This is a genomic window from Pectobacterium atrosepticum, assembly GCA_019056595.1.
Classification (GTDB): domain Bacteria; phylum Pseudomonadota; class Gammaproteobacteria; order Enterobacterales; family Enterobacteriaceae; genus Pectobacterium; species Pectobacterium atrosepticum.
On record CP036163.1, the window covers coordinates 3,701,157 to 3,720,984 of the forward strand.

The following is a 19,828-nucleotide window of genomic DNA, read 5'->3' on the forward strand; positions in this document are numbered from 1 at the left end:
ACGAAAGAGGATGAAATGCAGGAACAGCCTGGCGTAGAGGCAATGACAGGGAAGGGATTGGCTATCGGTAGTAAGGGGGCTGTATGAGTAAAGTATCGGCTACTGCAACGGCGGGGCAATCTGCCACAAACCCGTCCACCACAAAACCATCTGCTGTAGAACAATCGGCCATTCGCAAGATCTCTTGGCGTTTGGTGCCTTTCGTCGGCTTGATGTTCTTCATTAACTTCCTCGATCGTACGGCCATTTCGTTTGCGGGCCCGAATGGCATGAATGCCGATCTTGCGCTAACCGTCGCACAGTTCGGGCTAGCTTCTGGCATTTTCTTCATTGGTTATATTCTGCTGGAAGTCCCTAGCAATCTGGCGCTGCACCGCTTCGGCGCACGCAAATGGCTATCACGTATTATGGTGTCGTGGGGCATCGTGTCACTGCTGTTTACTTGGGTAAGTAGTCTTGAAGGGTTGTATATCCTACGTTTCCTGTTGGGGATTGCAGAGGCGGGGTTCTTCCCCGGTGCGATCTTGTTCCTCAGTATGTGGGTGCCTGCCCGCTATCGCAGCAGAATCCTGTCATTGTTCTATCTGGCACAACCCCTGACGGTGGTACTCGGTGCGCCACTGGCTGCCTGGCTGATTGAGCAGCATGGCCTGTTCGGACTGTCGGGTTGGCGGGTGATGTTCCTCGGTGTCTCTATTCCCGCCATTATCGTCGGTATTATTACCTGGTTCTATTTGGTGGATCGTCCGGCCGATGCAAAGTGGCTTAACGCCGATGAGAAACGCTGGCTGGTCAGTGAGTTGGAAAGCGAACATGCCACCAAAAGCCACAGCAAACACCCTAGCGTGACGACCGTGATGTTTAATAAACGCGTGTGGGTATTGTGCCTGATTTACTTCGGTTTTATTTACGGTCTCTACGCGCTGGCGTTCTTCCTGCCCACGATTATCGCGGGTTTCCAACAGCAGTTCGGCACGACGTTTAATGTCATGGATAAAGGCCTGATTACCGCTATCCCTTACTTGCCTGCGGCCATCGTGATGTATTTCTGGTCGCGTGATGCAACGCGTCGCGGCTGCCGTTCGTGGCACATTGCTATCCCAGCGTTGACCGGTGCGATCAGCATTCCGCTGGCGCTGTTTATGGAATCCCCGACGGCGACCATTGCGGTGATCACCGTAACGGCCTGCTCCATCTTTGCTGCGCTACCTAACTTCTGGACATTACCGACCCAATTCCTGACGGGAGCATCAGCGGCAGCGGCTATCGCGCTCATTAATACCATTGGCAATGTTGCCGGATTTTCAGCGGGATACATCACCGGTGCGGTACGGGGCGTAACGGGAACCTACGTGATGCCTATGATGATTGTCGGCGGATTTATGCTGCTTTCCGCTGTGTTAATGGTTCTGCTCAGTCGTTCGGATCGGGTATCGAAAGCCGCCTCAGTAACACAGGAGCATTAATATGACGTATTTGTTCAACCAACCTTCCGCCTTTGCTCGGGAACTGACCGAAGGCTTTGTGGCGGCACATGCTGACAAAGTGCGTCAGGTACCTGGCGGCGTGGTCAGAAGTACTCGCAGTCGTGAAGGTGGGGTCGCCATTGTGGTCGGAGGTGGCTCCGGCCACTACCCGGCGTTTGCCGGGCTGGTCGGGCAGGGGCTGGCGCACGGTGCGGCGATGGGTAACCTGTTTGCATCGCCATCAGCCCAGCAAATCTGCTCCGTCGCCCGAGCGGCACACAATGGCGGTGGCGTGCTGCTGACGTTCGGTAACTATGCGGGCGATGTGCTTCATTTCGGACAGGCCAAGGCACGTCTGAATGCGGAAGGTATTCCGTGTGAGCTGCTGGCGGTTACCGATGATATTTCCAGTGCGCCACTGAACGAATGGCAAAAGCGTCGCGGGGTTGCCGGCGATCTGATGGTCTTCAAGGCAGTCTCTGCGGCGGCGGAAGCGGGTTACGATTTGGCCGCCGTGCTTGAGGTTGCCGAACGCGCCAACCAGCGTACCCGCTCGCTCGGCGTGGCCTTTTCTGGCTGTACCTTGCCGGGTGCGGAACACCCGCTGTTCACCGTTCCTGAAGGTATGATGGCGGTGGGCATGGGGATTCACGGCGAGCCGGGCATCCGTGATGTCCCCATCTCAACCGCCGATGAACTGGCTGAGCTGCTGGTCAGTTCACTGTTGAAAGAGGTGCCGCACGGTATTACGACGCTCTCCGGGCAGCGGATCAGCGTGGTACTCAACGGCCTCGGTGGCGTGAAATACGAAGAGTTGTTTGTGGTTTATCGCCGCGTTTCACAGCTGTTGGTTGAGCAGGGGCTGACGGTGGTCGAACCGGAAGTCGGTGAGCTGGTAACCAGCTTCGATATGGCGGGTCTATCGCTCACGCTGTTCTGGCTGGATGAGGAACTGGAGCGTTTCTGGCGTGCGCCTGCCGATGCACCCGCATTTCGTAAAGGCAGTATGTCTCCCGCCGAACCGCTTGCTGAGCGCACATTCACGGCAGAGCTCGAGGTGATCCCACCCGCTACGGCGGCATCGAAAGCGGCAGCACATTGTGTTGCGGCAGCGTTGAATGCGGCGCGTGACATTGTGCTGGCTAACGTCACCGAGCTGGGCCGTATCGATGCGATTGCCGGAGATGGCGATCACGGCATTGGCATGGAGCGCGGGGTGATTGCCGCAGCGGAAAAAGCCACGGAGATGCTGGAACGGCAGGCGGGTGCCGGTACGTTATTGCAACGTGCGGCAGATGCTTGGGCCGATCAGGCTGGGGGCACGTCTGGCGCAATCTGGGGCGTTGCGTTAAATGCGCTGGGAACCGTGTTGGGTGATGAACAACGGCCTGACGGTCGCCGTGTGGCAGATGGCGTGCGTCAGGCCAAAGAGAGCGTGATGCATTTCGGTAAAGCAAAACCGGGGGATAAAACGCTGGTGGATGCCTTAATCCCCTTTAGTTTGGCACTTACGCAACGAGTCGAGGCGGGAATGAGCTTGCCAGAAGCCTGGCAGCAGGCCGCGCAGTGTGCCCAACAGGCGGCTGACGACACGGCACAGCTGTTACCCAAAATTGGCCGCGCCCGCCCGCTGGCAGAAAAAAGTCTGGGAACACCCGATGCGGGGGCGATATCACTAGCCATGATCCTTGATGCGGTGTCGGCCGTGTTGAACCGTGATACGACGTCGACTCTCTCGAATCAGACGGTGACGCAAGCGGAGAGTGAGCGATGAGTTCGCGCAAATTGACGCTGGGCGTCAGCCTGAAAATGTATTTTGGCTATCAGCAGACGCTCGACTGGTGCCAGAAAATCCACGAGATAGCCGAACAGCATCCGCTGGCATCACTACCCTCAGCCCGGCTGTTTGTGTTGCCCGCATTCCCGACGTTAGCACCCGTGGTGCAGCGGTTTGCGCAGTCACCCGTTCATGTCGGTGCACAAGATTTGCACTGGGCGGATAACGGAGCTTTCACTGGGGAAGTGAGCGGCACCATGCTGCACGAAATGGGGTGTTGCTATGTAGAAATCGGGCACGCCGAGCGTCGCCGTTATTTCGGCGAAACGGATGAACATTTCGCGCTGAAAACGGCGGCGGCCTGGCGCAATGGGCTAACGCCAGTGCTGTGCGTCGGCGAGGAACAACGTGGCTCGACGCAGCAGGCAATCGACACCTGTCAGGCTCAACTGGCGGCGTCGCTGAATCTGGCCCAGAAGCAACAGCTGACGGGCGATCTGGTACTGGCCTATGAACCGCAGTGGGCTATTGGCAGCACGGAGCCCGCCCCGACGGCGTACATCAGCGAAGTCTGTCAGGCATTAAAACAGCATCTTCCAACACAGGCTGGCGTGCGCGAGGGGCGAATTATTTATGGCGGTAGCGCCGGACCGGGATTGCTGAGTCAGCTCGGCGACGCCGTTGATGGCTTGTTTCTGGGGCGCTTTGCCCACGATCCGGCCGCGTTTAACGCCATTATGGATGAAGCCTTCACGCTCAGCTCGCAGGCGTAAGAGAGAGGAAATAACCATGGCAATTGGATTAAGTACCTACGCGTTCTTCTGGCGAGCCTCTTCCCGCGTGCCGAATCCGCTCGGTTTGGCAGCCATGCTGGAGCAAACGGCAGAGTCTGGTGCGGGCGTTTTTCAGATTTGTGATTACGCGGCGGTGGAAGCACTCTCGTCTGCCGGGTTGGAAACATTGCGGCAGCGCGCGGTCGATCTCGGTATTCAGTTGGAACTAGGAACACGAGGATTAGCTACTGAACACCTGACGCGCTATCTCACGATGGCTCGCGCGCTGGATGTTCGTTTTATCCGCACCATGTTCAACAGCGCAACACATAAGCCGACGCAAGATGAAGCGCTTGCTTTGCTGCGTCGCGTGCTGCCTGAGTTTGAGCAGCACAACATCTAACTGGGGTTGGAAACCTACGAACAAGTCAAAACGCGTGACGTGCTGGCGGTCGTTGACGCCATCGACAGCCCGGCGCTGGGTATTTGTCTCGATCCCGGTAACTGTGTTGCCGCGTTGGAATACCCGCATGAGGTGATTGAATTAACCGCCTCACGGGTGCTTAACCTGCACATCAAAGATTTTGCGTTTGCCCGTCAGGAAGGATGGGTGGGCTTTACCTATTCCGGCTGTCTGCTGGGAACTGGCCTTTTGGATTACGACGCGCTTCACCAGATCGTACGCCCGAACGAAAGAAACATTAACCAAATCGTCGAGCATTGGCTGCCGTGGCAGGCCAGCGCGGAAGAAACGTGCCGTCTGGAAGACGCCTGGACGCGCCATAGCCTGAATTATCTCTACACACGTAATCCCTATGCGAACCGTTCATCACACATTCTTTGAATATCCCAAATCTGAGGAGTAACAATCATGGCTGCTGAATTGAAAACCATTACCGTACTGGGCGCTGGCGGAAAAATGGGCATGCGTATCTCTGCCAATTTCCAGAAAAGTGACTATCAGGTGTTTTACTGCGAGAACTCGCCACGCGCGCAGGAGCAAGTGGTTGCCGCAGGTAGGGAATTGTCCATTGCTGAACAGGTTATTCCTGAAAGCGATGTAGTAATTTTGGCGGTGCCGGATATTGCGCTGAAAGCGGTCTCTGGGATTGTCGTTCCGCAGATGAAAAGCAACGCAGTGCTGCTGACGCTGGACCCGGCTGCGGCCTATGCCAATCTTATCGCCAAACGTGATGATATCGATTATGCCGTCGCTCATCCGTGCCATCCTTCCGTATTCCTGGATCGCTTCACGCCGGAAGAACATGCCGATGCTTTTGGCGGCGTGGCCGCGCCACAGCACGTTGCTGCTTCTTATGAGACAGGCAGTGACGAGCAGAAAGCCACGTTAGCCCGCGTAGTTAAAGTGATGTATGGCCCGGTGATTGATGTGCACTGGGTGACGGTAAAACAGCTGGCCTATCTGGAACCGACGCTGGTTGAAACCGTAGCCTGTATGGTTGGTACCTTGATGAAAGAAGCGCTGGATGAAACCATCAACACGATTGGCGTGCCGGAAGCGGCGGCGAAAGCCATGCTTTATGGCCACATTCAGATTGCACTGGCAGTGGCTTTCCGCAGCACTAACCCGTTCTCGGATGCGTGTATGATCGCGATTGAATACGGTAAAGAGAACATCATTAAGCCGGATTGGAAGAAGATTTTCGATGAGAAAGAGCTCGATCTGGTGATTGCAAAAATGCTGAAGATCGATGCTATTGAGCGGTAATGTGCCACGTTGCCGGAGTCAGTTTTTTTGTCTGGCTCCGGCGCTTCTGCCTCTGTCCGTTTACGCTACCATCAGGGATAATCGCGCTGGGCTTGAGCCTCTCCTCCCAGCGTGTAACAATTATTCATTGCGACGGTTTTCATCTGTAGACACAGCGTCTGTATAAACCGATCCCCTTGCGTAAGGAAAATGTGACCAGATGGAAAAACAATCAGGATCTCAGGAAAGCGAACTTCTGACTGAAATCGCCGTCGCTTATTATCAGGACGAAATTACTCAGGAAGAGATCGCCAAGAAATTCGGCATTTCGCGCATCAAAGTCGGGCGTTTACTGAAACGCGCGAAAGAAGAAGGCATTGTTGAAATTACCGTACGCTATCACCCGGTATTCAGCACGCGTCTTGAACAGCAGATGCTGGAGCGCTTTTCGATCAAGCGTGCCCTGATTGCATTAGATCATCAGGATGAGGAGGAACAGCGTCGGCAGGTTGCGGCACTGGTTTCTAACTATCTTGCGCTGTCGTTGAAAGACGATACGGTGGTGGCGGTTGGCCAAGGACGTAATGTGGCGGCGGTCGCCGACCATGTGAGCAATGTGACAGAACGTAACTGCCGCTTTATCTGCGGTATCGGTGGAACACACCGTCCCGGAGATGCGATTAACGCCGACCATATCAGCCGCCGTCTGGCAAAAAAATTCGGTGGCAGCAGTGAAACGCTATATTCACCCGCCTATGTCGAAAACCGTGCGCTGAAAGAGGCTTTCATGCAGAACGGCACCATTAAAGAAACGCTGGATCGGGCGCGCAAAGCCGATATCGCGCTGGTGGGCATTGGGGATATGAATGAGAACAGCTACATGGTCAAACTCGGCTGGTTCACCCCGCATGAAATTATTGACGCCAGCCTCAACCAAGGCGTGATTGGCGATATCGCCGGATATGATTTCTTCAACGCGCAGGGCCTGCATGTCGATACGGTGATGAACGAACGGGTGATTGGTGTGAGTATTGAAGAGTTACATAAAATCCCCTGTGTGATTGCGATTGCCTCTGAAAACACCAAAGCCTTAGCAATTCTCGGCGCGCTGCGCACGGGAGCCATCGATATTGTCGCCACCAGTGCAGGTAACATTCGTACTATTCTGAATATGACGCAGTAACCTCTCTTTCTCCGTTGCGTGGTGTGTTCACATCACGCGACGATCTTCCCCGTTTTCTCTGTATCTCTCCCGATTATCCCGCTCGGCGTATCTGACGCTGACTGCAAGCTGAACAAAAAACCGTCAAATAAAATAACTATATTAACCAGCATTGCCCCTCAGTTTTTGCCATCCTCGGTAGTTTAGCCATTGGCAAACACTATACTGGGTACTCTTTACCCTACAGACACAACAAAACCGAAAAGGTACATAAAATGGATGAACAGCTAAAGCAAAGCGCCCTTGATTTCCATCAGTATCCGATTCCCGGCAAAATTCAGGTTTCCCCAACGAAGCCGCTGGCAACGCAGCGCGATCTGGCGCTGGCGTATTCCCCAGGTGTCGCTGCACCCTGTCTGGAAATTGCGGCGGATCCGCTGGCCGCTTACAAATACACCGCGCGCGGCAATCTGGTCGCTGTTATTTCTAACGGAACCGCCGTTCTGGGTCTCGGCAATATCGGTGCACTGGCCGGTAAACCGGTAATGGAAGGCAAGGGCGTTCTGTTTAAAAAATTCTCCGGCATTGATGTTTTCGATATCGAAGTCGACGAGCTGGATCCTGACAAGCTGATCGATGTGATCGCCTCTCTGGAGCCGACGTTCGGCGGTATCAATCTGGAAGACATCAAGGCACCGGAGTGTTTTTACATCGAGAAGAAACTGCGCGAGCGGATGAAGATTCCTGTCTTCCACGACGATCAACACGGTACTGCGATCATCTGTACCGCCGCCGTTCTGAACGGTCTGCGCGTCGTAGAGAAGAATATTTCTGATGTGCGTCTGGTGGTGTCCGGTGCGGGCGCGGCGTCTATCGCCTGTCTGAACCTGCTGGTGGCGCTGGGTCTTCAGAAGCACAACATCGTGGTGTGTGATTCGCGCGGCGTGATTTTCCACGGTCGTGACGAAAATATGGAAGAAACCAAGGCCGCTTACGCGATTAAAGACAATGGCGCACGCAAGCTGGCTGACGTGATCCCTGATGCGGACATCTTCCTTGGCTGTTCCGGCCCCGGTGTTCTGACGCCGGACATGGTGAAAACCATGGCGCCACGCCCGCTGATCATGGCGCTGGCTAACCCGGAACCTGAGATTCTGCCGCCGCTGGCGAAAGAAGTACGCCCGGATGCGATTATCTGTACTGGTCGTTCAGACTATCCAAATCAGGTGAACAACGTACTGTGCTTCCCGTTCATCTTCCGTGGCGCACTGGATGTCGGCGCCACCACGATTAACGAAGAAATGAAGCTGGCCTGCGTGCACGCGATTGCCGATCTGGCGCTGGCGGAGCAGAGTGAAGTTGTCGCCTCTGCCTATGGCGATCAGGAGCTGTCATTTGGCCCGGATTATCTGATTCCGAAACCGTTCGATCCGCGTCTGATCATCAAGATCGCACCAGCGGTAGCGAAAGCGGCGATGGATTCCGGTGTGGCGACGCGTCCGATCGAAGATTTCGATGCTTATGTCGAAAAACTGACTCAGTTCGTCTACAAAACTAACCTGTTCATGAAGCCGGTCTTCGCACAGGCTCGTCAGCAGCCGAAACGCGTGGTATTCGCCGAAGGTGAAGATGCACGCGTATTGCACGCCACGCAGGAACTGGTGACGCTGGGACTGGCGTTCCCGATTCTGATTGGTCGTCCGAGCGTCATTGAAATGCGTCTGCAAAAGCTGGGGCTGCAACTGACCATCGGTAAAGATTTCGAAGTGGTTAATAACGAATCCGATCCGCGCTTCAAAGAGTACTGGAGCGAGTATTTCGAACTCATGAAGCGTCGCGGCGTGTCGCAGGAAAAAGCGCAGCGTGCGGTGATCGGTAATCCAACGCTGATTGGTTCGATCATGGTTCACCGTGGTGAAGCGGATGCGCTGATTTGTGGCACGATTGGAACGTATGAAGAGCATTTCGACGTCGTCGAGAAAGTGTTCGGCTACCGCGAAGGCGTACATACGGCGGGGGCGATGAACGCGCTGATGCTGCCGAGCGGCAACACCTTTATCGCCGATACCTACGTCAATGCGGATCCGACACCGGAACAACTGGCGGAAATTACCCTGATGGCAGCAGAAAGCGTACGTCGTTTCGGTATCGAACCGAAAGTCGCGCTGCTGTCTCACTCCAGCTTCGGCACCTCTGATTCTCCGACTGCGCAGAAAATGCGTGCAACGCTGGCGCTGGTCAACAAGCTGGCACCGGAACTGGAAATCGACGGTGAGATGCACGGCGACGCCGCGCTGGTGGAAGCGATCCGCCGCGAGCAAATGCCGGACAGCCCGCTGAAAGGCTCCGCCAACATTCTGATCATGCCGAACATGGAGTCTGCGCGTATCAGCTATAACCTGCTGCGCGTGTCGTCTTCAGAAGGCGTGACGGTCGGGCCGGTACTGATGGGGATCTCGAAACCGGTACACATCCTGACGCCGATTGCCTCGGTTCGCCGGATCGTGAACATGGTCGCGCTGGCGGTGGTGGAAGCACAGACTCAACCGCTGTAAGTTATTTCCATTAATACAGACAAACCCAGTCGATTGTTGGCTGGGTTTTTTATTTACCGCAGTTTAGACCCTAAATAATTCGAGTTTCAGGCAGGCGGCAAGAGAAGGAATCCCGATGAGCTTACTCAGGTAAGTGATTCGGGTGAGTGACAAATCTGTTAAAAGCAGATTTGAACGCTGCTTGCAGCGGCCCCTACGGGGCGAGGCTCACGTCAGTGTGCCGAGTATCGTAGCCAACGCACATGCAACTTGAAGTATGACGGGTATATCGACCAAATAATCGTCTAACCTGTACGAATCAATGGAATAATTTTCGTTTTATGCCATGATCCCGCCTCGTCTGTAGGAGCCCCTTTTTCCGGACTCGATAAAAAAACCAACGAGCGAATATCGGCTATGGCAACACGCGCAGTGAAAGAAAATACAGTAGAAAAAAACGGTACAGAAAAGCGTCTTCCTTCGCTGTTTGGCGGGTCGATGATTATTGCAGGGACGATTATTGGCGCTGGGATGTTTTCCCTGCCGGTGGTGATGTCGGGTGCCTGGTTTTTTTGGTCATTTGCCGTGTTGGTCTTCACCTGGTTTTGTATGTATCACTCTGGGCTAATGATATTGGAGGCTAACCTTAATTATCAGGCAGGTGCCAGCTTCGATACACTGACCAAAGATTTGTTGGGTAAGGGTTGGAATGTGATTAACGGCATATCGATTGCCTTTGTCCTCTACATTCTGACCTACGCCTACATCTCGGCGAGCGGTTCAATTATCCATCACACGCTTACTGAGATGTCGATCGATTTCTCTGCCCGCGTCGGCGGCTGCCTATTTGCGCTATTTGTTGCGTTTACCGTATGGCTGAGCACGGCGGCGGTGAGCCGCATGACCGCCTTTTTTCTGGCAGCAAAGGTACTGACCTTTTTCATGACGTTCGGCAGCCTGCTGTGGAATGTGAAGCCGGTTGTTTTACTCAATGTTGCGGAGGAGGCACCCAGCTACCTTCCGTATGTGTTGATGACATTGCCATTTTGTCTGGCCTCTTTCGGTTTTCATGGCAACGTTCCCAGTTTGGTGAAGCATTACGGCCACAAGCCACAGGTAATCAAGCGTTGTCTGTTTATTGGCAGCGCGCTGGCGCTGGTGATGTATGCCATCTGGCTGATTGGTACGATGGGAAATATTGCTCGTCCAGATTTTATCGGGATTGCAGAGCGGGGCGGTAATATTGACGTTCTGGTACAGACGCTGGCCGGCGTGCTGAATAGCCCTTATCTGGACGTGTTGCTCACTGTCTTTTCCAACTTCGCCGTCGCCTGTTCGTTTCTTGGGGTAACGCTGGGGCTGTTTGATTATCTGGCAGATTTGCTGAAATTTGACGATAGCCGAATGGGTAGGGCTAAAACGGCGCTGGTAACCTTTCTGCCGCCTATTATTGGCGGGCTGGTCTATCCGAACGGTTTTATTTACGCGATTGGATTTGCCGGGTTAGCTGCCACCATATGGGCGGTGATTACGCCTGCGTTGCTGGCGCTTGCGTCGCGTCGCCGCTTCGGTAGCCCGCAGTTCCGCGTGCGGGGCGGTAATGCGATGGTGGTGCTGGTGCTGCTATTTGGCGTCGGCACCGCGCTGATACATATTCTTTCCAGCCTCGATTTGCTACCGGTTTATCGCTAGTCGATATCGCCATCCCAGTTACCTGCTAAAGCAGAAGAGACAGGATGGCGAGCGTTCCAGGTAACGACTCTTAGATAGCTATGACTTCCGTACCTGCTGCAACCACTTGTCCAGTTCATTGGCAAACTGCTGACGATCCCGCTGGTTCAAGGTACTGGGGCCGCCGGTCTGTATCCCGCTGGCACGCATGGTATCCATAAAATCCCGCATGTTCAGCCGTTCCCGAATCGTATCCGGCGTATAGCGCTCGCCGCGTGGATTCAACGCGATGCCACCCTTTTCTATCACTTCTGATGCCAGCGGAATATCTGCGGTGATCACCAGATCGCCTGATTCAACGCGGCGTACAATCTCATTATCGGCGACATCAAAGCCTGCCGCGACGCGCAGCGTGCTAATAAAGCGTGACGGCGGCACTTTTATGGTCTGGTTGGCGACCAGCGTGACCTGCATTTGTGTGCGATCCGCCGCGCGAAATAGCACTTCTTTAATAACGTTAGGGCAGGCGTCGGCATCGACCCAAATCTGCATGACTTATGCTTCCTTGTTGTGCGTATTACTTTCTGCCAGCCAGTCTCTGGCGGGCAGAAAATCTCGATAAAGTGCGGCCTCCGGGCTATCCGGTTCAGGCTGATGCTGGTATTCCCAGCGAGCCAGCGGCGGCATCGACATTAAAATGGACTCGGTGCGTCCGCCGCTTTGCAGGCCAAACAGCGTACCGCGATCCCAAATCAGGTTGAATTCCACATAGCGGCCACGGCGATAGAGCTGGAAGTCGCGTTCGCGCTCTCCCCACGCCAGATCTTTACGCCGTTCGACGATGGGCAGATAACCATCGAGAAATCCATTACCCACGGCACGGATGAAAGCAAAGCTGGTAGCAAAATCTGGCTCGTTCAGATCGTCAAAAAAGAGCCCACCGATGCCGCGTGCTTCGTTACGATGCTTGAGAAAGAAGTAATCGTCGCACCACTTTTTGTAGCGCGGATACACATCGTCGCCGAACGGTTGGCACAGGTCGTGAGCAGTCTGATGCCAGTGCACTGCGTCTTCTTTAAAACCATAATAGGGCGTCAGATCGAACCCACCACCAAACCACCAAACCGGCTCTTCTCCTGGTTTCTCGGCAACGAACAGACGCACGTTGGCGTGGCTGGTGGGAATGTAAGGGCTTAGCGGGTGAATCACCAACGACACGCCCATCGCCTGAAAGCTACGACCAGCCAGATCGGGTCGATGCGTGCTGGCCGAAGGGGGCAATGACTTGCCGGTCACGTGGGAAAAATTTACGCCAGTGCGTTCAAAAATGCGCCCGCCCGACAACACGCGACTGCAACCACCGCCGCCTTCTGCACGTTGCCATTCATCCTCGGCGAAATCGGCTCCGCCATCGATCGCCGCAAGCTGCTGACAGATATCTTTCTGTAAGCTAAGCAGAAAATGTTTTACCGCGTTGATGTCAGACATAGTGGGTATCTCGTTTCCATAGCGATGGTGGCACAGCAATAAGGCGCGCAGTATATCATCAATAAAATCGATTCCCGGACACTCGTTGTGTGATTCCTGATGGCGGCGCGCAATTTGAGATTGCGTCTGATAAAAATCACGCGATAATCACGATTTACCTTATTGCAAAATGGCGACTGTGATGGAAATCCGCATATTCAGGCAGGATGACTTTGAAGCCGTGATCACCCTCTGGGAACGCTGCGATTTGCTGCGCCCGTGGAACGATCCTGAAATGGACATCGAACGTAAGCTCAATCACGATCCCGATCTATTTCTGGTCGCAGAGGTGAACGGTGAAATCGTGGGATCGGTAATGGGCGGTTATGACGGCCACCGCGGTTCGGCGTACTATCTGGGTGTACACCCAGATTTTCGCGGGCGCGGCATTGCGAATGCGTTGATTAGCCGGTTGGAGAAAAAGCTGATTGCTCGCGGCTGTCCGAAGATCCACCTGATGGTGCGTGAAGACAACGACGCCGTGATCGGCATGTATGAAAAACTCGAGTATGAGACCGTCGATTGCATCACGCTGGGAAAACGTCTGATTGAAGATCGGGAATATTGATCTCGGTTTGCTTTTTGTTGCTGTTTAACGGCACTACATTTCGTGAGCCTTGTGAGATCATGGTCAGGAAGGATTGCCCGACGCCCGCCGGACAATCAGGACTGGTTTAAAAAATCACTGAATAGTTAACGCCAAACGTTCGTCCACGGCCTTTGTAGTCGTACAGTGAGGTAGAACCGTAGGTTGGGCTATAAAGTAGCGGTGCTCGCTGACCCCAAACGGTGGTGTATTCTTTGTCCAATAGATTTTCGATGCTGAAGCTCAATGTACCCACAGGGAGTTGGTAGCTACCGATAAAATCAACAGTGTTGTAACCGTTGATTTTATTGCCTTTTGCGTCAGTTAAGTCAAAGGATTGGGTGCTTTGTACGCGTAGATTCCACGGATCGGGCGCCCAGCCGATATAGGCAGTTGCTTTGGATGGGCTGGCGTAAATCACATCCCATTTCTGCCATTTTCCGCTGACTTTGGTTTCAGATTTCAGCACGTTGAAGTTGACGCCTGTGCTCCAGACCGTATCTGGAATAATGTAATCCACCGCACCTTCCAATCCATAAATACGGCGCTTATCGTCATTGACGTTAATGGTCATATCACTGCGGTTAATCGAAATGGACTTATCAGAGAGCGAGTAGTATGCGGCAAGCTGCGTACGCAGCGCATCACCGGTGTAGCGCCAGCCTAGCTCGTAGGAGTCAACTTTGATTCCCTGTAGTTTGGACTGTCCTACATTGACGCTGTTAACCAACTGATAGTGGCCGTTGACCAGACGATAGGTACCGTTGCCATAGTATTTACCGGGATCCGGCAACTCCACGCCCTGAGAGAAGTTAAGCCACGTTTGTTGACGGTCGGTTATGTGCATCAATATACCGGCGTTATACAGAACGTTGTCATAATCGGTTGACCCGCCAGGAATTGTATCTGCGGAGGTCGCTTGACCGTTAGCGATGGCCTGTTGTTGCGCGTAGCCAACGAAATCATCAATTTTGTTCTGAGTATGCTGGTAACGTACGCCACCGCTCAGGGTTATGGTGTCGTTAATGTCATAGTTTGACTGGAGGAAGGCAGCCAGATTGGTCATTTCATAACCCGGATAACGCCCCGTTGTGTAGATGCTTTGATTGTTCAGGCCTCCAGACGCGTTAGCTTTTGCTAAATCGAAGAACATCTGGTTTGAGGTAAAGCGTTCGTGATCGGCATCCAGACCGTAGGTAAGCTGTAGACTGTCCAATGGCTTACTGTTTAGCGTCAATTTAGCGCCATATTGGTCGGTATCTTGTTGAGAAGAGGAAAGGCTACTGACTCTATTGCTGGATACAGTAGGGAACGGATAGAACGACAGAGACTCATCGCGGTAATAGAATTGGCTTACCAATTCTTGCCCGAAGAAATCCGTGTTGGAGTATTGCATGCTGATCAAGTGACGCTCTGTACCTGGAACCCGGTCAGAATTTAGTCCTTTACTGGCGTAGGCGGTTCCGTTACCAGTCACCGCAGAGAAATTGTTGCCGAGAAACAGGCCGTAGTTATCGTCACCTTGGCTCTTGTAGTATTGCGTTACCAGTTGCAGTTGCTGAGTTTCATCAATATTCAGCGTACCGGTGCCCATCAGATCGAGACGATCGGAATACTGAAGGCCGGTTTGTGTGTTATCAAGTAGTGTGGCGTTACCATTGCCGTCGTACCAACCGCCAAACTTCTGGTAAGCAATAGACATTCGTCCGGAAATACGTTCGTTACCGCCGGAGAAGGCGCTGGCAATACGCTCATCATGATCTTTGTTTCTATTGAAACCGCTTTTGGTTCCGACCTCAAATTCTGTCTCAATTTCCGGTTGGCCTTTTTTGGTGACGATGTTGATTAAGCCTCCCGTACTGCCTCCTCCGTAAAGTGAAGTGGCGCCGGAGATGACTTCGATATGCGCAATATTGAACGGATCAATAGCGTCCAACTGACGGCTATCGGTACGGGATGAGTTCAGCCGCACACCGTCAATCAGCACGACAATCGCGCGCCCACGCATATTCATACCGTAGTTGGTACGGCTCTGGCTGCTGACATCGAGGCCGGGAATCAATTGCGCTAATGCATCTTTTAACTCTTTGCCACCATGGATTTGTTGCTCCAGTTCAGTGCCTTCGATTACCCAGGTGGTTTGTGCCATTTCTGTGACAGTTCGGTGGGTTCTGCTTGCGGAAACTACCATTTCATCTTCACCTGTTTGCTGTGCAGTGACAGGGGCGATCATGACTAGAAATAACGGATTAAGTGTCCAACGCGTGTATTTTTTTATGTTCATCATTCTTCCTTTAATCAGGTGAAACATTTACCCCAGAGGCGCGATAATGCTGAGCAGGCAATAAGTTACGTCGAGTTGAATTGCCTGTGATACGTACAGGAGAACCATCAAATCAATTTGCCAGTATTGGTGAATCTGCAATTGTGGAATCACGGGAACGTAAAGTCAGAATACCCACACTACTTGTCAGTGTTTTATGCGGCAAAGTCATCATCAAACAGCGTTTATGTGGTGTGATAATGCGAATTATGTCGATAATGACTCTTATCATCAATCTCGGTTTTTCGACTAGACATAATAGATGTTGAAAATAGCCAAGCTAAATTAGCGGCTTACTGCGCTGTGAGAGGGCAAACCTCAACCTCGATACCCGTTTCATCGTGATAAGGAATGTGCTGGTTTCTTATAATTCTTAACTGATATCAATGAATTACATCTTGTTGTAATGATATTACTGAAATTTTGTCAATCTTTATTAGTAATAGTTTTCATTTGTAAAACGATTATCATTTGTATTATTATTTATTAATGTTGCTCGACCGACCTTGACACGTTTTTTGGTGTTCCGATCTTGCTTACATTTTTATCGCCTGGAAGATTGTGATTGCACGACTGACACCAGGAAGTTGACGTTCAAGAGACGGAGTTGGATTGTGAGTCGTGAAAATCTTCATGGGGCTTTATTGGGTGCGAATCGCACCGGCAGCAGTGTATTGCTGGCTCCTCTTACTCATTCCTATTCAACAACAGCGCTAACCTCCGATGTGCCTAACTGGCGCTCGCTGGCCTTTTTTGTTTTGTCCTGCGTGGCGCATGCGGCGCTGGCAGTTTTCTTTTTATTGCACTATTCCCCGAAAGAAAGCATTGAAGAGATGGCGGGAAACGCAGGCGGAAGCATGCAGGTGACGATGATGGCTGCGGCGATGTCACAGGCTGCTGATACGTCGCCACCTGTAGCCGACCCTCCCGTTGCTCAACCGACTCCCGTCGTGATGCCGATTTTAACGCCATTGCCAGAACACCCCAATCCTGTCATTAAACAGCCAGTCATCGAGCGTAAGCCTGTCACTCCCGTTACGGAAAAAAAGCCTCCCGTGCGTGAGAGAAAGCCGCTTGAAAAGAAACCGGAAGATAAACCGAAAGAACAGCAGCAGGCCCGATCGCAGCAGACACAGCAAACACAGCAGGCAGAGAAGAAAAGTGAGTCTCCGGTAGCGACAGCTCAAACCGGTGACGCACCGTCTCCAATGCCATCTTCTGTTGGCATGCCGGGTAGTGCGTCAACGGCCAAAGCAGGAGAAAGCGATAGCGGTCAGGCGGTTCGTGGTGCAGGGAAAAGCAATAGTCAAAATTTCAAAGCGCTGCATCGCCGCGTGAATTATCCCTCTCGGGCAAAAGCGCTGGGCGTGGAAGGAAACGTGCGCGTCAAATTCGATATCACCGGTAGCGGCACAGTCACTAATGTACAAATTCTGTCTGAAACGCCAGACGGCGTATTTGGCGATGATGTGATGAAGGACATGGCGCGTTGGCGCTATCGGACAGAGGCACCGGTTGAGAATCAGGTGGTTTCCATCGTTTTCAAGCTTAATGGGCACATTCAGGTTGACGATTAGTCGTAAGCATTACATGCAGTACATACAACAATAATTTTATTTCTTAATAATTGGATTCATTGGGGATTTTGAATAAATGAATAAGAACGTCTATTTAATGATGCTACTGTCATTATTATCAGGGCCTGCACTCGCACAGCAAAATGACACCTCTGCCGATGAAAACCAGCAGAAAAAAAATGCAGAAACCGAAGAAGAACAGCAAAGCGATTCATCTTCGGGAAATAGTGAAGATACCATTTTAGTTCGCTCAACCCCGACCAGCCAGTCGATGGGGTCGCAGATCATTAATGCAGAGCAGATTAAAAAAATGCCTACCGGAAACGGTTCAGTGCCGGAGTTATTAAAAAATAACCCAGCAGTACAATTCTCTAATACGGCGAATAGCAGCAATACGCCAGGTGAATTAGCGCCGGAAAATGTCTCGTTCCACGGCGAGAAGTTTTACAACAATAACTTTATGATTGATGGGTTATCGAACAATAGTAATATCAACCCCGGAGCCAATAAGGGTGAATTGGGCTCGAATCCTGATGGATACAGCCCGACCGATTTACCTGCTGGTGGCACGCAATCGTTCTGGATTAACTCGGAGCTGATTGAATCACTCGAGGTTTTTGATAGTAATATTTCGGCTAAGTACGGTGATTTTACCGGTGGTGTGGTGGATGCCAGACTAATGGATCCCAAGCTGGATAAAGCCTCTGGTAAGATTTCTTATCGCACCTCGCGTGACAGTTGGACCAGCTATCACGTCGATGAGAGTATTAGCGACGAATTTTATTCTGGTACCAACTTGTACTACCAACCAAAATTTAAGAAGCAGTTTTATTCGGCCACTTTTAATCAACCGTTGAGTGATAAAGCCGGCTTTATTTTTGCCTATAACCGCCAGCAGTCAGATATCCCCCATTATCAGGAGTTCTTGCGGCAGTGGAGCGATCAGGAACGGATTAGCGAAACCTACCTGCTCAAAGGCTCCTATCTGGCGGACAACGGCGATATTGTCCGCATGACGGGCATGTATTCCCCGCATGAATCTAAATATTACAAAAAAAATGTGAAGAACGGGTCTTATACCAATAACGGCGGTGGCCATCGCTTTAATATGGAATGGGAACACAATGCCCGTTGGGGGAAAATGACCAGTCTGGCGGGATATCAGTTTGAACAAAATAAAATTGAGCATGAATCTAATGAGTTTATTAGCTGGTTCCACACTGTTCCTGGGTTAAATTTTACTTCCCCATCACTGGGGTGGCAGACTACAAACAGAAATTCACAGGTTGGTGGCTATGGAACGTTTACGACAGAAAAAAAGACTACCACGCTGAAGCAGGATTATGAACTTAACCCCGTCTTCTTGCTAGGGATGACCCATCAGGTCGATTTTGGCTGGCAGACTGACTTTGCTAGTGCGCAGTATATCCGTTCTCAAAATGCCAATTTTGCCAGCGTTGCGGCGAATGCTATCTACATTAATCCCAATGTTGTATGCCTACCCGGTGACACGACGTGTATTCCCGGTGAGCAGTTTGCTGGCACTAACATAGTTTACCCAGCCCGTTCCGTACAGGTTAGTAATATTAACTATGCAGTTTATTTGCAAGACAGCATGGCATGGGGGCGTTTAGAAGTGACTCCAGGCGTGCGTGTCACATATGATGACTTCTTGGAAAATCTGAACGTTGCCCCTCGTTTTGCCGCCTCTTATGATGTATTCGGTGATCGATCAACTCGCGTATTCGGCGGAGCCAACCGCTACTATGCGACAAATCTGCTGACATATAAGTTGCGTCAGGGGATTGGTACAAATACTGTGCAAAACCGCAGGTCACCTACTGCACCATGGACTGCAGCTTCGGAAAGAACGGGAACCAATTACGCCGTTTCTGATTTAAATACGCCTTATAGCGATGAAGTGACGCTAGGGTTATCACAGCGCGTGATGGATACAGTTTGGACGGCAAAATGGGTTAACCGTCAGGGGAAGGATCAGTTTGGTCGCGAAACGACCACGATTGATGGCCAAAGTTACCGCGTGATGAATAATGATGGTCGGACAGAGGGGAATACACTGTCTTTAGAAGTGGAGCCAATTAGCCCGCACCGTTTTAGCTTTGCTGAAGTGAACTGGAAATTGGGTGCTAGCATCACGAAAAATAAAGCTAATTCGATCGCTTACTACGAGGATACGAATACAGACGAGAGTCGGGTGATTGTTGACGGTAAGTTGATGTATAAGGGCGATATGGATGCGATGGATTTCAATACTCCATGGCGGGCCTTCCTGAGTGTGGATACTTACTTCCCTGCGGCTCGTCTCAACTGGGGGCAGAGCGTGGGCTATATCGCGGGTTACAAAGGCTATACAACCTTGTCATCCGCGACGGTGTGCCCCGGCGGTAGCCCTGCGTGTAATGCTGAACCTAGCTTTACAGGAAGCGCTATAGAATATATCTCGACCCAATATGACGACTTTATCTCCTACGACTGGCGTTTCTCCTACTCGCAGCCGGTATACAAAACTCAGACGCTGGATATCACTCTGGATGTACTGAACGTTTTAGATAACGTGGTCGAAACATCGCAAAAAACTGCTTCTGGTAGTGCCGTCACCTACAAACCCGGCCGTCAGTTCTGGCTTGGCGTCGCTTACACCTGGTAAATCCTATGCCCTGTCATTCGTCACATGCTGACGTATGACGGGGCATTTTGCATTGA

General features: G+C 52.0%; 13 protein-coding genes and 1 pseudogene. 11 read left to right on the forward strand and 3 right to left on the reverse strand.

Translation table 11 applies throughout. The features are described from left to right. Nucleotides 1-83: 83 nt before the first annotated feature. The 8 genes and pseudogenes from DCX48_17535 to DCX48_17570 all read left to right on the forward strand — a co-directional run bounded on the left by DCX48_17535 (nucleotide 84) and on the right by DCX48_17570 (nucleotide 11,112). The gene (locus tag DCX48_17535) at nucleotides 84-1,466 is read left to right on the forward strand and encodes an MFS transporter (GenBank protein QXE16154.1); all 1,383 of its coding nucleotides are present in this window, start codon (nucleotides 84-86) and stop codon (nucleotides 1,464-1,466) included. 1 nt (nucleotide 1,467) lies between these two features. Next, a complete protein-coding gene (locus DCX48_17540) occupies nucleotides 1,468-3,240 on the forward strand; it encodes a dihydroxyacetone kinase family protein (GenBank protein ID QXE16155.1) in 1,773 nt (590 codons plus the stop codon). Beyond that, entirely contained in the window at nucleotides 3,237-4,016 is a 780-nt protein-coding gene (locus DCX48_17545; protein QXE16156.1) for a triosephosphate isomerase, read from the forward strand. The genes DCX48_17540 and DCX48_17545 overlap by 4 nt, the downstream gene beginning before the upstream one ends. A 16-nt stretch (nucleotides 4,017-4,032) precedes the next feature. Continuing rightward, nucleotides 4,033-4,860: pseudogene (locus tag DCX48_17550) on the forward strand (sugar phosphate isomerase/epimerase). Nucleotides 4,861-4,887: 27 nt separating this feature from the next. Further along, nucleotides 4,888-5,745, forward strand: coding sequence for an oxidoreductase (locus DCX48_17555; GenBank protein QXE16157.1), 858 nt, complete (start codon nucleotides 4,888-4,890; stop codon nucleotides 5,743-5,745). Nucleotides 5,746-5,944: 199 nt separating this feature from the next. Next, nucleotides 5,945-6,907 (forward strand): sugar-binding transcriptional regulator, encoded by a 963-nt coding sequence (locus DCX48_17560; protein ID QXE16158.1) that lies wholly within the window; start codon nucleotides 5,945-5,947, stop codon nucleotides 6,905-6,907. A gap of 254 nt (nucleotides 6,908-7,161) precedes the next feature. Continuing rightward, nucleotides 7,162-9,441: an NADP-dependent oxaloacetate-decarboxylating malate dehydrogenase gene (locus DCX48_17565; GenBank protein QXE16159.1), complete on the forward strand. Its 2,280-nt coding sequence runs from the start codon at nucleotides 7,162-7,164 to the stop codon at nucleotides 9,439-9,441. Between the two features lie 396 nt (nucleotides 9,442-9,837). Next, the gene (locus DCX48_17570) at nucleotides 9,838-11,112 is read left to right on the forward strand and encodes a tryptophan permease (GenBank protein ID QXE16160.1); all 1,275 of its coding nucleotides are present in this window, start codon (nucleotides 9,838-9,840) and stop codon (nucleotides 11,110-11,112) included. A 78-nt stretch (nucleotides 11,113-11,190) separates the two neighbouring features. Here the strand turns inward: DCX48_17570 and DCX48_17575 are convergent, their stop codons facing one another. Both DCX48_17575 and DCX48_17580 read right to left on the reverse strand, forming a co-directional pair. After that, the gene (locus DCX48_17575; GenBank protein ID QXE16161.1) at nucleotides 11,191-11,643 is read right to left on the reverse strand and encodes a YaiI/YqxD family protein; all 453 of its coding nucleotides are present in this window, start codon (nucleotides 11,641-11,643) and stop codon (nucleotides 11,191-11,193) included. Nucleotides 11,644-11,646: 3 nt separating this feature from the next. Next, the gene (locus tag DCX48_17580) at nucleotides 11,647-12,579 is read right to left on the reverse strand and encodes an oxygen-dependent coproporphyrinogen oxidase (GenBank protein QXE16162.1); all 933 of its coding nucleotides are present in this window, start codon (nucleotides 12,577-12,579) and stop codon (nucleotides 11,647-11,649) included. Between the two features lie 181 nt (nucleotides 12,580-12,760). Between DCX48_17580 and DCX48_17585 the strand changes: the two genes are divergently transcribed. Continuing rightward, nucleotides 12,761-13,186, forward strand: coding sequence for a GNAT family acetyltransferase (locus DCX48_17585; GenBank protein QXE16163.1), 426 nt, complete (start codon nucleotides 12,761-12,763; stop codon nucleotides 13,184-13,186). 106 nt (nucleotides 13,187-13,292) lie between these two features. On the opposite strand, the gene DCX48_17590 is transcribed toward DCX48_17585, so the two are convergent. Next, on the reverse strand, nucleotides 13,293-15,491 hold the full coding sequence (locus DCX48_17590) for a TonB-dependent receptor (GenBank protein QXE16164.1): 2,199 nt from the start codon (nucleotides 15,489-15,491) through the stop codon (nucleotides 13,293-13,295). A gap of 650 nt (nucleotides 15,492-16,141) precedes the next feature. Here DCX48_17590 and DCX48_17595 point away from each other — a divergent pair. Continuing rightward, entirely contained in the window at nucleotides 16,142-17,104 is a 963-nt protein-coding gene (locus DCX48_17595; protein ID QXE16165.1) for a TonB family protein, read from the forward strand. Nucleotides 17,105-17,180: 76 nt separating this feature from the next. Next, a complete protein-coding gene (locus tag DCX48_17600) occupies nucleotides 17,181-19,772 on the forward strand; it encodes a TonB-dependent receptor (GenBank protein ID QXE16166.1) in 2,592 nt (863 codons plus the stop codon). Nucleotides 19,773-19,828: the final 56 nt, after the last annotated feature.

Excerpts from the sequence above, each read along its gene's own strand:
- DCX48_17535 (QXE16154.1), top strand. The coding sequence starts at position 84 with ATGAGTAAAGTATCGGCTACTGCAACGGCGGGGCAATCTGCCACAAAC.
- DCX48_17540 (QXE16155.1), top strand. The coding sequence starts at position 1,468 with ATGACGTATTTGTTCAACCAACCTTCCGCCTTTGCTCGGGAACTGACC.
- DCX48_17545 (QXE16156.1), top strand. The coding sequence starts at position 3,237 with ATGAGTTCGCGCAAATTGACGCTGGGCGTCAGCCTGAAAATGTATTTT.
- DCX48_17555 (QXE16157.1), top strand. The coding sequence starts at position 4,888 with ATGGCTGCTGAATTGAAAACCATTACCGTACTGGGCGCTGGCGGAAAA.
- DCX48_17560 (QXE16158.1), top strand. The coding sequence starts at position 5,945 with ATGGAAAAACAATCAGGATCTCAGGAAAGCGAACTTCTGACTGAAATC.
- DCX48_17565 (QXE16159.1), top strand. The coding sequence starts at position 7,162 with ATGGATGAACAGCTAAAGCAAAGCGCCCTTGATTTCCATCAGTATCCG.
- DCX48_17570 (QXE16160.1), top strand. The coding sequence starts at position 9,838 with ATGGCAACACGCGCAGTGAAAGAAAATACAGTAGAAAAAAACGGTACA.
- DCX48_17575 (QXE16161.1), bottom strand. The coding sequence starts at position 11,643 with ATGCAGATTTGGGTCGATGCCGACGCCTGCCCTAACGTTATTAAAGAA.
- DCX48_17580 (QXE16162.1), bottom strand. The coding sequence starts at position 12,579 with ATGTCTGACATCAACGCGGTAAAACATTTTCTGCTTAGCTTACAGAAA.
- DCX48_17585 (QXE16163.1), top strand. The coding sequence starts at position 12,761 with ATGGAAATCCGCATATTCAGGCAGGATGACTTTGAAGCCGTGATCACC.
- DCX48_17590 (QXE16164.1), bottom strand. The coding sequence starts at position 15,491 with ATGATGAACATAAAAAAATACACGCGTTGGACACTTAATCCGTTATTT.
- DCX48_17600 (QXE16166.1), top strand. The coding sequence starts at position 17,181 with ATGAATAAGAACGTCTATTTAATGATGCTACTGTCATTATTATCAGGG.